At 70.3% G+C, this 15,271-nt stretch carries 12 protein-coding genes; 8 read left to right on the plus strand and 4 right to left on the minus strand.

The genetic code is table 11. The features are described 5' to 3' along the window. The first annotated feature begins 61 nt into the window (after positions 1-61). Entirely contained in the window at positions 62-6,085 is a 6,024-nt protein-coding gene (locus ACWEKS_RS28440; RefSeq protein WP_452342911.1) for an amino acid adenylation domain-containing protein, read from the plus strand. Positions 6,086-6,136: 51 nt separating this feature from the next. After that, a complete protein-coding gene (locus tag ACWEKS_RS28445) occupies positions 6,137-7,165 on the plus strand; it encodes an LLM class flavin-dependent oxidoreductase (protein WP_452342912.1) in 1,029 nt (342 codons plus the stop codon). Here ACWEKS_RS28445 and ACWEKS_RS28450 read toward each other — a convergent pair. Next, positions 7,157-8,479 (minus strand): hypothetical protein, encoded by a 1,323-nt coding sequence (locus ACWEKS_RS28450; protein ID WP_452342913.1) that lies wholly within the window; start codon positions 8,477-8,479, stop codon positions 7,157-7,159. The two genes, ACWEKS_RS28445 and ACWEKS_RS28450, sit on opposite strands and share 9 nt — an antisense overlap. A gap of 142 nt (positions 8,480-8,621) precedes the next feature. Between ACWEKS_RS28450 and ACWEKS_RS28455 the strand changes: the two genes are divergently transcribed. After that, the gene (locus tag ACWEKS_RS28455; RefSeq protein WP_354841596.1) at positions 8,622-8,783 is read left to right on the plus strand and encodes a hypothetical protein; all 162 of its coding nucleotides are present in this window, start codon (positions 8,622-8,624) and stop codon (positions 8,781-8,783) included. A gap of 285 nt (positions 8,784-9,068) precedes the next feature. Further along, positions 9,069-9,677, plus strand: coding sequence for a MerR family transcriptional regulator (locus ACWEKS_RS28460; RefSeq protein ID WP_452342914.1), 609 nt, complete (start codon positions 9,069-9,071; stop codon positions 9,675-9,677). A 132-nt stretch (positions 9,678-9,809) separates the two neighbouring features. Here ACWEKS_RS28460 and rplL read toward each other — a convergent pair whose 3' ends face one another. The 3 genes from rplL to ACWEKS_RS28475 are packed head-to-tail and all read right to left on the minus strand — an operon-like array spanning position 9,810 to position 11,028. Beyond that, complete coding sequence (rplL, locus tag ACWEKS_RS28465) at positions 9,810-10,193, minus strand: 50S ribosomal protein L7/L12 (RefSeq protein ID WP_452342915.1); 384 nt, start codon at positions 10,191-10,193, stop codon at positions 9,810-9,812. A 41-nt stretch (positions 10,194-10,234) separates the two neighbouring features. Continuing rightward, positions 10,235-10,687: an acyl-CoA thioesterase gene (locus tag ACWEKS_RS28470; RefSeq protein ID WP_452342916.1), complete on the minus strand. Its 453-nt coding sequence runs from the start codon at positions 10,685-10,687 to the stop codon at positions 10,235-10,237. Beyond that, positions 10,687-11,028 (minus strand): acyl-CoA thioesterase, encoded by a 342-nt coding sequence (locus ACWEKS_RS28475; RefSeq protein ID WP_452342917.1) that lies wholly within the window; start codon positions 11,026-11,028, stop codon positions 10,687-10,689. Before ACWEKS_RS28475 ends, ACWEKS_RS28470 begins: the two co-directional genes overlap by 1 nt. Before the next feature lie 181 nt (positions 11,029-11,209). Here ACWEKS_RS28475 and ACWEKS_RS28480 point away from each other — a divergent pair, with 181 nt between their 5' ends. From ACWEKS_RS28480 to ACWEKS_RS28495, 4 genes are all read left to right on the plus strand, one after another. Continuing rightward, a complete protein-coding gene (locus ACWEKS_RS28480) occupies positions 11,210-12,166 on the plus strand; it encodes a GlxA family transcriptional regulator (RefSeq protein ID WP_452342918.1) in 957 nt (318 codons plus the stop codon). A 15-nt stretch (positions 12,167-12,181) separates the two neighbouring features. Beyond that, positions 12,182-12,913, plus strand: coding sequence for a DJ-1/PfpI family protein (locus ACWEKS_RS28485; RefSeq protein WP_452342919.1), 732 nt, complete (start codon positions 12,182-12,184; stop codon positions 12,911-12,913). 20 nt (positions 12,914-12,933) lie between these two features. Further along, positions 12,934-14,124: a cytochrome P450 family protein gene (locus tag ACWEKS_RS28490; RefSeq protein ID WP_452342920.1), complete on the plus strand. Its 1,191-nt coding sequence runs from the start codon at positions 12,934-12,936 to the stop codon at positions 14,122-14,124. 132 nt (positions 14,125-14,256) lie between these two features. Then, entirely contained in the window at positions 14,257-15,261 is a 1,005-nt protein-coding gene (locus ACWEKS_RS28495; RefSeq protein WP_452342921.1) for a saccharopine dehydrogenase NADP-binding domain-containing protein, read from the plus strand. The last annotated feature ends 10 nt before the right edge of the window (positions 15,262-15,271 follow it).

Genomic DNA, 15,271 nt, shown 5'->3' on the forward strand with positions numbered 1-15,271 from the left:
CTCGTGTGGGAAGGCGAATCGAGGCTGAGAGTAGGGACCGGTGCGCGCCGATGTTTCTGCGGTGGGCCGGGCGAGAAACCCGCGTGGCCGCCGCCACCCACGGATCCGACTGCTGCCCCAGCTGCTGGCCGCGGCGGCGGAGGCTGATCCGTCCGGGATCGCACTGCGCGCGGGCGCGCAGTCGCTGACCTATGCCGAGCTCGACGAGCGATCCACCCGCCTGGCGCGGGTGCTGGCGGCTCGGGGGCTGGGTCCGGGCGACCGGGTGGTGCTGGCGCTGCCGCGTTCGCCCGAGGCGGTGGTCGCGGTCTGGGCGGTGGCCAAATCGGGGGCGGCCTTCGTGCCGGTCGACCCCGGCTATCCGCCGGATCGGGTGGCGCACATGCTCGCCGACGCGGGTGCGCGTTGCGGGCTCACCCTGGGCGCACTCCGCGACCGGCTCGGCGCTGCCCTCGACTGGCTCGAACTCGACGCGCCCGACTGCGCCACGCTCGTGGCCGACGCCTCGGCGGAATCCCTGCACTTCACCGAACGCACCCGCCGCCTGCACGGCGGGGACATCGCGTATGTCATCTACACCTCCGGCTCGACCGGGGCCCCGAAAGGCGTGGCCGTCACGCATTCCGGCCTCGCCGGGCTCTGCGCCGAGCAGTCCCGCCGCTTCGCCGTCACCGCCGAGTCCCGCACCCTGCACTTCGCCTCCCCGAGCTTCGACGCCGCCGTGCTCGAACTGCTGCTGGCGGTCGGAGCCGGCGCGACCATGGTGCTCGCGCCCGCGGACTGCTATGGCGGTGGCGAACTCGCGGACCTGCTGCGCGCCGAGCGGGTGACGCACGCCTTCCTGACCCCGGCCGCCCTGGCGGGCCTGGAGGCGAGCGGGCTGCCCGACCTGGCGGTGGTGGTCGCGGGCGGCGAGGAGTGCCCGCCGGATCTGGTCGCACGCTGGTCGCCGGGACGGTCCTTCTTCAATCTCTACGGCCCGACCGAAACCACCGTCGCCGCGACCATCAGCACCGCGCTGACCACCGCGGACACCGTCGATATCGGTGGACCGATCGCCGGGGTGACCGCGCTCGTCCTGGACGCCCGGCTCCGGCCGGTGCCGACGGCGGTGGCCGGTGAGCTGTACCTGGCCGGGCCGGGCCTGGCACGCGGGTATCACGAGCGTCCCGGGCTGACCGCCGCCCGCTTCGTGGCGCATCCGAATGCCAAGGGGGAGCGCCTCTACCGGACCGGTGATGTGGTGCGGTGGATCAGCGGCCGTGCCGGTGTCCCGGTGCTGCAATACCTGGGCCGCAACGATTCGCAGGTGCAGCTCCGGGGCATCCGGGTGGAGCTCGATGAGATCGACGCCGTCCTGTCAGCACACGAATCCGTGGCCTTCGCAATCACTCTCGTGCGCCGCCTGCGCAGCGGGGCCGATGGTGTGGTGTCGTACGTGGTGCCCGCATCGGACGCGGTCGTGGATACCGCGAGCCTGGCCGAGTATGCGCGGCAACAGCTTCCACGTCACGCCGTCCCGGCCGCCCTCACCGTGATCGACGCCGTTCCGCTGACTCCGTCCGGCAAGCTGGATCGGGCCGCCCTGCCCGAGCCCACCGTCGCCACGCGCCCGTACCGGCCGTCGTCGACCGCCACCGAGCGTGCCGTGGCCGCCGCCTTCACGGAACTGCTCGGGGTGGGCCGGATCGCCGCGGCCGACGACTTCTTCGAGCTCGGCGGAAACTCCCTGCTCGCCATCCGATTGGCCGGACGCCTGGGTGCGGATCGGGGCACCCGGGTGCCCGTGCAGTTGATCTTCGAGCATTCGACGGTGGCCGAGCTGGCGGCCGCCGTCGACGGGCTCGACGCCGGCGACCGGCCACCGCTGACCGCGCGGTCGCAGCGCGCGACCCGGGCGCCGCTGTCGCCGGCACAGCAGCGCCTGTGGTTCCTGGCGCGCCTGGAACCGGGATCGGCGGCCTACAACATCCCGTTCGCACTGCGCCTGTCCGGCGAACTCGACACGGCGGCGCTGGAACTCGCCGTGCGTGATCTGCTCGACCGGCACCAGGCGCTGCGGACGAGCTATCCCGAGCACCACGGCACCGGCTATCAGGACATCCGGCCCGCCACCGCGGTCCAGTGGGATCTGGCGCCGGTCGATATCGCGGAGTCGGGGGTGCGGCCGCAGCTGATCGCGTTGGCGGGCAAAGGATTCGACGTCACCGCCGAGGTCCCGGTGCGTGTGCGGCTGTTCCGGATCGCCGAGCACGAGCATGTGCTGGCCGTCGTGATCCACCATCTGTCCGCGGACGGCTTCTCCATGGTCCCGCTGACCCGCGACCTCATGACCGCCTACACCGCCCGCACCCGCGGCACGGCCCCCGACTGGCCGCCACTGCGCGTGCAGTACGCCGACTACGCGATCTGGCAGCGCGAATTGCTGGGCGCGGCATCGGATCCCGGCTCACTGCTGGCGACTCGACTGCGGTACTGGCGCGAGGCGCTGGCGGGCCTGCCCCCACTGCTGGACCTGCCCACCGATCGCCCGCGCCCGCCGGTGGCGTCGCATCGCGGTGCGGCCCAGCACTTCCGGGTGGACGCCACCCTGCACCGGGCGCTGGAGCAACTGGCCCGTGCGCGCGGCGTCTCGCTGTTCATGCTGCTGCACGCGGCGCTGGCGGTCGTGCTGGCCCGGCTGGCCGGGACCACGGATGTGGCGGTGGGCGCGCCGGTCGCGGGCCGCGGCGAACCCGAACTCGACGATGTGGTCGGCATGTTCGTCAATACCCTGGTCCTGCGCACCCGCATCGACCCGGCGGAGAGCTTCGCCCGCCTGCTCGACCGGGTACGCGACATCGACCTGGCCGCCCTCGCCCATGCCGAACTGCCCTTCGAGCGGCTGGTGGCCGACCTGGACCCGCCGCGCAGCCGGGCGCATCACCCGCTGTTCCAGGTGGCCCTGTCCTTCCAGGAGTTCGGCGGTCAGGCGCTGCGGCTGCCCGGGCTGACGGTCACCGCGGCCGATCTCGGTGAGACCTTCTCGCCCGTCGATCTGCAACTGACCGTCGTTCCGCAGCGCGATGCCGAAGGCGCTGCGGGACTGAACTGTTCGTGGCGGTATGCCGTCGATCTGTTCGACGATCCGACCATCGCCCGGCTCGGCCGGCGGCTGACCGGGCTGCTCGCCGCGGCGGCCGCCGACCCGGAGCGGTCGGTCGGGGACCTGCCCCTCACCGAGGCCGCCGAACTCGCGACCTTCGCGACAGCCGGGCCGAATCACGCAGTGACACACAGGTTCATGTTCGACGCGTTCACGGACCAGGCCCACCGGACACCCGACGCGATTGCGGTGACCGGAGACGGCGTGGCACTGACCTACCGTGAGCTCGCCGAGCGATCGAATCGGCTGGCACGCAAGCTGATCGGGCTGGGCGTCGGTCCCGGTGCCAGGGTCGGCGCGGCGCTGGATCCCGGCCCCGATCTGGTGGTATGCCTCTATGCCATCGTGCAGGCCGGTGGTGCGTTCATGCCGATCGACCCGGGCCAGCCCGCCGACCGGATCGAGGCCATGCTGGCCGCGGCCGCGCCCGTGTGCACGGTGACCGCCGATCTCCTGAATCCCGCTGAACTGTCCGAGTTCTCCGCCGATCCGGTGACCGACGCCGACCGGTTGCGGCCGCTGCGCGATCAGGACCTCGCCTATGTGATCTTCACATCCGGGTCCACCGGCCGCCCCAAGGCCGTCGGCATCTCGCATGCTGCCCTCACCGGCTACATCGCGTTCTTCACCGCCGAATACCGGCTGACCGAACGCGATACCTATCTCCAATTGGTGCCCGCCACCTTCGACGCGTCTCTGATCGGTGCCACTGTCCCGCTTGCCGTGGGCGCACACCTGGTGATCCCGTCGGGTCCGGGCCGCACCGATCCCGAGCACCTGGCCGATCTCATGGCCCGCCACCGGGTGTCGGCCTTCCTCGCCGTGCCGTCCCTGCTGCGCGCGCTGCTCGACCATGCTCCCGCGGGAGCCTTCGCGGCACTGCGTGTGGTGTGGGCCGGTGGTGAAGCCCTGCCCGCCGAGCTGATCGCGCGCTTCACCGCGGCCGGACCGGCCCGGCTGCACAACCTGTACGGGCCCACCGAGGCCACCATCTCCGTGACCGGCGTCGAGGTCACGAACTTGGGCGACGCACCGGTGTCCATCGGTGCGCCGCACTGGAATTCACGCGCCTACGTCCTCGATTCCCGGCTGCACCCCGTGCCCGTGGGCACGCCCGGGGAGCTCTACGTCGCGGGTGCTCAACTCGCTCGTGATTACCTCGGACAGGCCGGCACCACGGCGGATCACTTCGTAGCCGATCCCTTCACCGCCGTGGGGGAGCGCATGTACCGGACCGGCGACCTGGTCCGGCGTACCCATCACGGTGGCCTGGAATACCTGGGCCGCACGGACTTCCAGCTCGCGCTGCACGGCCTGCGCATCGAACCCGGTGAGGTGGAGGCCGCACTGCGCGCGCACCCCGCCGTCGCCGAGGCCGTTGTGGCGATCCGCCGTGACCGGCTGGTGGGATACCTGCGCACCGGTGAGGTCGACCCCGACCTTGCCGACGTGCTGGCGACAGCCCGAACGCGGCTGCCCGGTTACATGATTCCGGCCCAGCTGACCGTGGTGGAAGCCTTCCCGCTCGGACCGACGGGCAAACTGGACCGGTCCGCGCTGCCCGATCCCGAACTCCCGGTGCGGGAATACCGTGCGCCCGAGACACCCGAAGAACTGGCCATTGCGGATGTGCTCAGTGCGGAACTGGGCATCGATCGGGTCGGCCGCGAGGACGACTTCTTCGCCCTGGGTGGAAACTCTCTGTCCGCCATCCGGGTTCGCGCCGCTCTGGCCGACCGGCTCGACCTTCCCGTGCCGCTTACTTACCTCTTCGCCCATCCACAGGTCCGGGAACTCGCCGCCGCGCTGCTGTCAGGCTCGGCGCCGACCGGCGAGGAACCCGACCCGTCGGCCGACACCTCCCTGGCTCCGGAGATCACCGCCGCGGGCCTCCCCGTGCCGCGCCCCGGCGAGCCCGCCGCCATTCTGCTCACCGGCGCAACAGGATTCCTCGGCGTCTTCCTGCTGCGGGAGCTGCTCGACCGAACCTCCGCCACCATCCACTGCCTGACCCGGGCCCGCGATGCCTCCGCCGCACGCGACCGGATCTCCGCGAACGCCACCCGCTTCGGCATCGACATCTCCGCCGATATCCATCGAATCGTCGCTGTCCCCGGCGATCTCGCTCGACCCCGGCTCGGCCTCACCCCGGCGGAGTTCACCGAACTGACCCTGCGGATCGACGTGATCTACCACAACGCCGCCCTCGTCAACCACCTCGAGCCGTATGCCCGCATGCGCGACGCCAACGTCGGCGGCACCGTGGAGGTTCTGCGGCTGGCCACCGCGGGTCGTTGCAAGCCGGTCCACTACATTTCGACCGCCTCGGTCGCCGACGCCTCGCTCCCGCACGGTCTGCCGGGCTACGTCGCCACGAAATGGGTTGCCGAACACCTCGTCCGGACCGCCGCCGACCGCGGCCTGCCCGCTCGCGTCTACCGCCCCGGCCTGATCACCGGCGATTCCCGCACCGGCGTCGCCGGCACCGACGACGCCTGGTGGACCATGCTGCGCGCCATGCTGGTCCTCGGCCTCGCACCCGAGCTACCGGACGCCGAGGTCGCCATGCTGCCCGTCGACCAGGCGGCCGCGGCCATCGTCGGCGCAGCAGCCGAGCCCTCGGGGCCCCGCACCGTCGGCTTGCTGCCGGGAAGGACCCTGTCCCTGAAGGCCATTCGCGACGAACTCCTGAGCCGGGGCTATCGGATCGACCTCGTCGACCCGGCCGAATTCGCGACCGCGCTGCTGACCGCGGCCGAACAACCCGGAGCCGACGACCTGCTGGCGCGGGCGGCCGCGCTCACCGTCAACTATTCGGCCGAGGTGACCGGGGCCCCGAGCGATCCGGACTCCGCCTGTCCCGGCGCCGACCGGGTGACCCTGAAGCGCTACCTCGACTACTACGTCGCCACCGGCTTCCTGCCGCCGCCGCCGCTGTGACCCGGATCGCGCGCCCGGAATCAAAGCCCGCCGTCTGCGTTGGCACTGACCATGACTGCGGCACTACGGGCGATCCGCTTCTCCATCCTGGACCGCTCCCGGGTGCGCGTGGACCAACCGCACCCGGAGGCCCTGCGCGAGACCGTCGAGTTCGCCCGGCTCGCCGAGGAGTGGGGCTACCACCGCTTCTGGGTCTCCGAACACCACAGCGTGCCCGGCGTGGCCGGGTCCGCGCCGACGGTCCTGGCCGCAGCCATCGCCGCAGCCACCTCCCGCATCCGCGTCGGCACCGGCGGCGTCATGCTGCCCAACCATCAGCCGCTGATCGTCGCCGAACAGTTCGGTGTCCTGGAATCGCTGTATCCCGGCCGTATCGATATGGGCCTGGGCCGCTCGGTCGGCTTCACCGGCGGCGTGCGCCGCGCCCTCGGCCACGACCGGCGCGACGCCGAGGACTTCGACACCCAATTGTCCGAGCTGCTGGCCTATTTCGCGGGTGGCCGCCAGGGCGTGCACGCCTGGCCCGCGGAGGGCCTGCGGGTGCCCGCCTTCCTGCTCGCCACCGGTTCCGGGGCCGAGCGTGCCGCCCGCTTCGGCCTGCCCCTGGTCATTGCGCCCGTCGCCGGCGAGGACGCCATGGTCGAGGCGATCGAGCGGTACCGCACCGGCTTCCGACCGGGTTCCGGCGGCGACGAACCGTATGTCGTCCTCTCCGGCTCGGTCGTCATCGCCGACACCACCGAGCAGGCCCACCGCCTGCTCCTGCCCGAGGCCTGGTCGGCGGCCTGGTCCCGTACCCGCGGCGAATTTCCGCCCCTGAGCCCGCCCGAGCTCATCGAGCGCGAACCCATGACCGATCGCCAGCGCGAGCTGTTCGAGGAAGCCCTGCGCGGCCACATCCACGGCACCGAATCCGAGGTCCTGGCCGACCTCGACCGCCTGGTGCGCCACACCGGGGCCGACGAATTCCTGGTCCACACCAGCACTTACGACCGCACCGCGCGCCTGGAGTCGCACCGCCGGCTCGCGAACGCGGTAGGACTGCGCGCCGATGCGGAAGGTCGGCGCGCCTCAGCGTGAGCCGTGCCAGACGCCGTCATGGTCGCGGTGGGTGGACAGGTAGGCGGTGTCGGTGAGCAGCGTGTCGTAGAAGTCCAGGTCGATGTGCTGTGCCTGGAGGTAGTTCATGATCCAGACCGTCGGCACCGTGCCGGGGAACTTCCCGAACGTCTCGTCGATGTAAGTCGCTTGGAGAGAGACGAATTCGCGGAAGCGTCGGTCCCACGGCGCGGCGGCGCCGCGGACGCCCGGGGTGTCGGCGAAGGGCCCCGGCGTCGCCGGGTGGTACGGTCCGCCCGGCCCGAACTTGCGCTCGGCCAGCGCCTCCACCGCGGCGGCCATGGACTCGTGGTGCGGACGGCAGAACCCCTCGAACACCCCGGGCAGCCCGGTGGGATTGGGGAACGGCCAGTCCGGATCGGCGTCATAGCGGAACCCGAGGCCCGGGACCTCCGGATCGCCGGACGCCCCCAGCACGGTGAGCCGGTCGATGCCGTCGAAGGCCCACCCGCCCAGGCCCATTGCACCGAGCAGCAGGTGGCCGTTCACCACCGCCGCCATGAGTTCCGCGGTGGCCTCGGTCAGCGAGTACTGCTCGACGAAGCTGAGCGGAATCGGATCGGTGAAACGCAAACGGTCCCGGTACTTTTCGACGCCCGGGATCTCCCGCTTGTTGATGTCGTCGTACAGCGCGAACCCGTTCTGGACGAAGAACCCGATATTGGCCAGCAGCTGCTGGGCCACATCCGCGACCGGAATCACCAGCAGCGAGCCGGGGTGATTGGCGATCCAGGTGTTGTGACCCTCCAGGTACGGCTCCTCGCGCGGAATGTGAATGCGCTTGTCCGACAACCGGATAACCCGCGCCAGCAGCGCGTTCAGCTGGGCCTCGGCCGCACCGTCGCCCTCGGCGTAGGTCGCCGTCGGCGGGGCGTCGCGGGTCGGCAGGAAGTAGGTCCCGGAGTCGTCGGTGAAGAAGAACTCGCTGGTGTGGAATCCGGCCGCCGAGGCGAAGGTTCGTCCCGTCGCCGACCCGCTGTAGTTCGGCCACGCGGGCGCGTATCCGGGATGGTGGCTGATCCCGAAATGCCAGCCGGTCCAGCCCGCGACGGTATTGAGCACCACCGCCCGCTCCAGCTCGCTCAGCGCGCGCGGCGCGTGCTTGCTGGTGAACGCCAGCGGGCCCGCCGGGATACTCCCGCCCAGCGGAAAGCGCCGGGAGCGCCGCCCGTAGATGGCATCCAGGAGCGGGAACCGCGCCAGTTCACGCAACGCGTCCCGTTCGCCATCCCCAAGAGTCAAGGGCGGCAATCCCACAGAGCTCGTATGCGGCATAGTTCTCCTAAGGTGAACGGAAGGTTAACGGAACTTGACCAAAAGGTCGCTGGTGGGCCATAATTGCCGATCTGTACCTCGCAACCCGCGAGGTTTTGTGCAATCGGTATTGCGCCGGCGCAACTCCGGAAGGAGGGCTGTCATGGCTTTCATCAACTTCTCTCGTAACCCGCTGACCGTGCTCTCGGTCCTCGCAGAGCGTTCCCGCTCGGCGTTGACCGCTCAGGAGCGGGCCAATCTGCGGTCCACCCGCGCCCGCGCCGCGATCTTCAGCGCCGCGCTGGGCGCCCACAGCACCCGCTGAGCCCGGGCTGCGCAAGGTCACCGGGCCGACGCCCGCCGTCTCGAATCATTCGGGGCGGCGGGCGTTTTCGTTATTTCGCCGGCCGCCGGCGGGCGCCATCCGGGCTCGCAGCCAGGCCGGCGGTTTGGCTCGCGCGCTCCCCGGCGTGCCACCTGCCGACACCCAATCGACTGTCATAGCAGAAAAGTATCAGGTCGCGATCGGGAATTTGTGACCGGGCTCACGCTTGAAACCAACGCAACGTCAGGTTTTAGCGTGAGTGGAGCACACCGAAAGGGAGGCGCGATGGGTGAGCGGACCTGGCGGGTCGGGGAATTGGCCCGGGAGACCGGGGTGACCGTGCGGACGCTGCATCACTACGACCGGCTCGGGCTGGTGACGGCGTCCTCGCGCACCGGTGGCGGGCATCGCTGCTACGGCGCGGCGGACGTGCGGCGGCTGCACCGCGTGATCGCGTTGCGGGACTTCGGGTTCACGCTCGAGGAGATCGCGGGCGTACTCGCCGATGCCCCGGATCAGGACCCCCGGGACCTGGTCCGTCAGCAGCTCGAGGTGCTCGACCGCCGGATCGCACAGGCCCTGCGCCTGCGCGCCCGCCTGCTCGGTGTGTACGACGGCCTCGACCGCATGGCCGAGCCGTCGGCACTGGAGTTCCTGCGATTGATCGAGGAGATGGTGGCCATGAATCAGCCCATGACACTGGAGGAATTCACCCGGCTCGCCCGGCAGCGCGAGGCCCGCGTGCGAGAGCTCACCGAGGAACAGCGCGCCGAGTTGTTCCAGCGCCGCGAGGCCGCCTTCGCCGCATTGGGCGCCGAAGACGTCGAGCGCATGCAGGAGGAGCGGCGACGCTACCTGCCGCCCGGCTTCGAACCCGGTGGCGCGCAAGGGTAGTCGCGTCGGCGAGTGTGGCCCCGGTGTCCCCGCCGGGGCCACACCCGTATCGGCGCAATCCGAACTCGGCGCGTACCTGGAGGCAGCCGCCCGCCGCCGTGCGCGGGACTGATCAGCGCAGAACCGTATTGATCAGCGGAGGGCGGCGCGGGCCCCGGCGGCCTCGAGCCTGATCCGGGCCGTCTCGGCGGCATCCTTGTCGACCTTCTCCAGGACCGCCTTGGGGGCCGCCTCGACCAGGTCCTTGGCCTCCTTGAGGCCGAGGCCGGGAATGATCTCCCGCATGGCCTTGATGACCTGAATCTTCTTGTCCCCGAAAGACTCCAGGACGAGATCGAATTCGCTCTGCTCGTCCGCGGCCTCGGCCGGCGGCGCGTCCGCCACGGCCTGGACGGCCACAGGCGGCGCGGCGGTGACACCGAACTCTTCCTCGAACGCCTTCAGGAACTCCGAAAGCTCCAGCAGCGTCATACCTTTGAAAACGTCGAGCAACTCGACAATGGTCATCTTGGCCATGATGTACCCCTTGCAACGCTGACCAGGCGATACGAACAAGTCTAAGCGTGCGGGGCCGCCATGGTCATCAGATATTCGCGTTCCCCGCGTGTCAGCGGGCGTGGCGCGCCGTCGTCGACGGCGACCAGCGTGGAAGTGGCGGAGAGATACAGGTATTCGGCGTCGCTGACCTCGTGCGCCAGGGTGAACGAGGTGGTGCCGATGCGCTCCACGATCGAGGTCACGGTGACCGGCGCGGCCCGGAAGAGCAGCGGCATGCGATAGGACAGGCGCTGACCGGCGACCACCACCCGCCACGGGACGCCGCCGGGTTCGTGTCTACCTGCCAGAGATTCATTGCTACCCGGCAGAGATTCGTGACCAACCGCGAGAGACTCGTAGCGGCCCAGCAGATCCGAGCGGGCCTCGTCCAGGTACTGGGCGAACACCACATTGTTGAGGTGCTGCTGCGCGTCGATGTCGGTGCGGCGCAGCTGGATGTCGTAGGTGTGCATCAGGCTTCCAGGTCCTTCAGCAGGTGGCGCTGATCCTCGGGCAGCGGGCGCGACCTCTGGGTGGCCTGGTCGAAGGCGACCATGGTGCATACGGCCGTGGAGTACACCACCTCCTCGTCCCGGATCTCCTGCTGCAGCGCGAACGACGAGGTGCCGATCTTGGTCACCCAGGTCTCCACCCGCACCGGCTCCTGGCGGTAGCGCAGCGGCGTCAGGTAGTCGATGTCCATCTGCGCGACCACATTGGCGCCGCCGAAACCCCGCGTCCAGAACAGGTCGATGCGGGATTCCTCCAGGTAGCGCAGGTGCGCCGCATTGTGCACATGCCCGTCGGCGTCCATGTCGGACCACCGCGGGGGGCACAGGAAAAGGTGTCGGGCCACCCCGCATTCATATCAAGCGGGCCGGGGTGAGTCAGCTCATGCCAGTTGGGGGCGGCAACCTCCGGGCTAGTGCCGGATGGCCGAATCTGCAAGAGTCGTGTCATTGACGCCATCGGGGTGCAGACCGCAGGCTGAAGGTATGCGGGTGGTGCTGATCGTGGTCTTCGACGGGTTCCAGCTGACCGATCTCGCCGGGCCCGCCGACGTGTTCACCGGGGCGGCCGCGCTCGGCGCGACTCCGGGCTACCGGGTCGAACTGGCCGCCGCGCAGGCCGGTCCGGTGCGTTCCTCGTGCGGCATCGAGGTGACCGCGGCGCACGGGCTCGACACCTGGGACGGGCCGCTGGACACGCTGCTCGTGGTGGGTGGGCTGACCGTTTGGGCCGCGGCCGGGGACGTCGATCTGGTGACCGGCATCCGGCGGCTGGCCGCCGGCTCGGATCGGGTGGGCTCGGTCTGCTCGGGCACCTTCCTGCTGGCCCGGGCCGGACTGCTGGACGGCCGCCGCGCCACCACGCACTGGGCGGGCGGCGAGCTGCTGGCCGAGCAGTTCCCGGCCATCACCACCGAACCCGACCGCATCTACGTGCGTGACGGGCCGATGTGGACCTCGGCCGGGGTGACCGCGGGCATCGACCTGGCGCTGGCCATCGTGGCCGCCGACCACGGGCCGGACCTGGCGCGCGAGGTGGCGCGCTGGATGGTGGTGTACCTGCACCGGCCGGGCGGGCAGAGCCAGTTCAGCGCACCGCTCGCGGCCAACCCGCCCAAGCGGAATTCGCTGCGGGCGCTGCAGGTCTGGATGGAGGAGAATCCGGAGGCGGATCTCTCGCTGCCCGCGCTGGCCGAGCGGGTCGGCATGAGCATCCGGCATTTCTCCCGAGTCTTCGCGGGCGAGACCGGGACCACCCCCGCCCGCTATGTCGAGCAGGTCCGCGTGGCCGCGGCCCGGCGCCTGCTGGAGACCACCGACCAGCCCATGGACCGGATCGCCGCCGCCGTCGGGCTCGGGAGCCCCGAGACCCTGTACCGAATCTTCCACCGCCAGCTGGGCATACCGCCGGGCGAGTACCGCGCCCGGTTCACCACATTCTGAAAGGGGGAGTGTCCCATGACATTCCAGATCGCCATCGTGCTCTACCCGGGCATGACCGTGCTGGACGCGATCGGGCCGTACGAAGTGCTGCGGATGATTCCGGACAGCGAATTGCGATTCGTCTCCAATGAAGTCGGCCCCATCGTCTCCGACAGCGGAGTGCTGGCGCTGGGCGCGACCCACACCTTCGCCGAGACGCCCGCGCCGGATCTGGTGCTGGTCGGCGGATCCGAGGCCGCGACCACCGAGGCCATGGCCAACCGCGAGCTCATCGACTGGCTGCGGGCCGTGCACCCGAACACGCAATGGACCACCTCGGTCTGTTCCGGTGCGCTGATCCTGGCCGCCGCCGACATCCTGCGCGGTCATCCCGCCACCACGCACTGGGCCGCCCAGCCCGCCCTGGCCGCGTTCGGGGCCGAGTCGCGTCCGCACGACCGGATCGTGCACAGCGGCAAGATCGTCACCGCCGCCGGGGTCTCGGCCGGAATCGACCTCGGGCTGTGGCTGGTCGGCCGGATCGCGGGGGAACAGGTCGCGCAGATAACTCAGCTCTACATCGAATACGACCCGCACCCGCCGTTCGACACCGGTCACCCGGACAAGGCGCCCGCCGAGATCATGCGCAAGGCCCGAGTGGAGATGACCAAACGCGCCGCCACACCCCGCCTTCCGGTCGACCTGGCCACCACCTTCTGGCGGCTGACCCTCAACCGCATGCGGGAACGCGCCGCCGCCAAGCGCTGACTTCCCGTACCGTCGGAAGGGTGACCGAGCTGCTCGGCGACCACTTCTTCGCCAATCCGCATGCGTACTACCGGCTTTGGCGCGAGCAGGGCCCGGTCCACCGGGTGCATTTCGGCGACGGCGTGGACCGCTGGCTCATCATCGGCTACGAGGAGGCGCGCGCGGCGCTGGCGGATCCGCGGCTGTGCAAGGACATCGACCGGCTGGAAGCGGTGATCGAGCGCAAGTACGCCGGGACCTGGGCGGGGCCGCGCACCCACGACGGCCTGCGGCACATGCTCAATGCCGATCCGCCCACCCACACCCGGCTGCGCAAGGCGGTCTCCCAGGCGTTCACCGCGCGCCGGGTGGCCGCGCTGCGGCCGGTCATCGAACGGACGGCGAACGACCTGCTCGACGCCATGGCCGGGCACGAGCAGGTGGATCTGCTGCAGGCCTTCGCGGTGCCGCTGCCGGTGGCGGTGATCTGTCACCTGCTGGATGTGGACATCGAGGATCACGGCACCTTCCGCGAGTGGACCAAGGCTCTCGTCGGCACCCTGGAGCCGGATGTCGACCGGGCTCGGGCGCACGACGAGATGGTGGCGTTCCTGCGGAAGATGCTGCAGCGCAAGCGGGCCGAGCCCGGTGCGGACGTGCTGTCGGCGCTCGTCGCCGACGAGGCCGAGCTCGACGAGGGCGAGCTCATCGGCATGGCACTGCTGCTCCTGGTCGCCGGGCACGAGACCACGGTGAACCTGGTCGGCAATGGCATGCTCGCCCTGCTGCGCGACCGTCCCTGGCTGGAACGGCTGCGCGACGACCCGGAACTGATCCCCGCCGCCGTCGAGGAATTCCTCCGCTTCGACGGCCCGGTCGACATGGCCACCCTGCGCTTCACGAGCGAGCCGATCAGGGTGGGCGGCACCGTCATTCCCGAGGGGGAGATGGTCCTGGTCGCCCTGGCCGCCGCCAATCGCGACCCGCGCCACTTCACCGATCCGCACCGCGTCGACCCGACGGCCGACCGCACCGCTCACCTGGGCTTCGGCTACGGCATCCACTACTGTGTCGGTGCGCCTCTGGCCCGCCTCGAGGGCCGGGTGGCTTTCACCGCACTGCTGCGACGCTTTCCGGACATCACGCTGGCCGTCGACGACTCCGAGCTGCGGTGGTATCCGAATGCCGTGATCCACGGCCTGAAGCGATTGCCCGTGCGCCTGCGTTCCTGACCTGGCTCCGGGGTGCGGAGATCGGGGAATCGAAATTCCCCGGCGACGAGCGATGACTTTTCGTCGGCGCGGCGGTCTATATACGTGAACTGACGTTCGAATTGTCCGTCGAGTCAAGAGAGTTGATCTTTCATGACCGTATACGCCATCTACGGAGCCACCGGTCACACCGGTCGCCTGGTCGCCGCTGATCTCACCGCACGGGGAAAAGAGGTGGTGGTGTCCGGGCGGGATCCGGATGCTCTGGCTGCCCTGGGTTATTCGCGGGTGATGCCCGCCGCGCTGGATGATCCGGCGGCACTGCGGGCGCTGGCCGAGGCCGCCGACGTGATCATCCACTGCGCGGGGCCCTTCGCCACCACCGGACTGCCGGTCGCCACCGCCGCGGTCGAGGGCGGTTGCCACTATGTCGATCACGCGGTGGAGGTGCACCACGTCAAGCGGCTGTTCGACAGCTTCACCGAACCCGCGCAGCGCGCCGGGATCACCATGCTGCCGAGCGTGAGTTTCTATGGGGGACTGGGTGATCTACTGGCCGCTGCGGTCGCACGCGGGATCGCCGACATCGACCGGATCACGGTGGCCTACAACGTCACCAACTGGATGATGACCCACGGCGCGGTGGAGACCGCGCGGCTGCTGTTCGCCGACACCGATCGCATCGGCTACGAGGACGGCGAACAGCGGTACGGATTCGTCGAACCGCGACAGGCGATCTTCGCGTTCCCGCCGCCGGTCGGGCCGCGGCCCATGATCGCGCCGGTGCCGTTCCCGGAAGCGGTCACGGTGCCCCGGCACACCCGTGCCAGAGCGGTGGAGGCGCAGCTGACCTCGCGCACCTTCGAGGAGGAGCAGGCCTTCGCCAGTGAGCAGGTGGACGCGGCCGCCCGCGCGGCGAGCGAATTCATGATCGCCGCACAGGTTCTCGCGCCCGGCGGCTCCGCGGCCGGGACCCTGACCGGCCGGGACCTGTGGTCGGCGGCCGCGCTGGCCTCGGTGGAAGCCGCGGTGCGGCTCACCGAAGGCGACATCAAGAGCGGAGTCGCCAGTCCCGGTGAGGCTTTCGACGCCGTGGACTTCCTGACCGGCCTCGCCGCGCGCGGGGTCTTCGAACTGCGGTTGCCGGCGACGGCGTGAGGAGCAGAGC

It is taken from the genome of Nocardia sp. NPDC004711 (assembly GCF_053601595.1).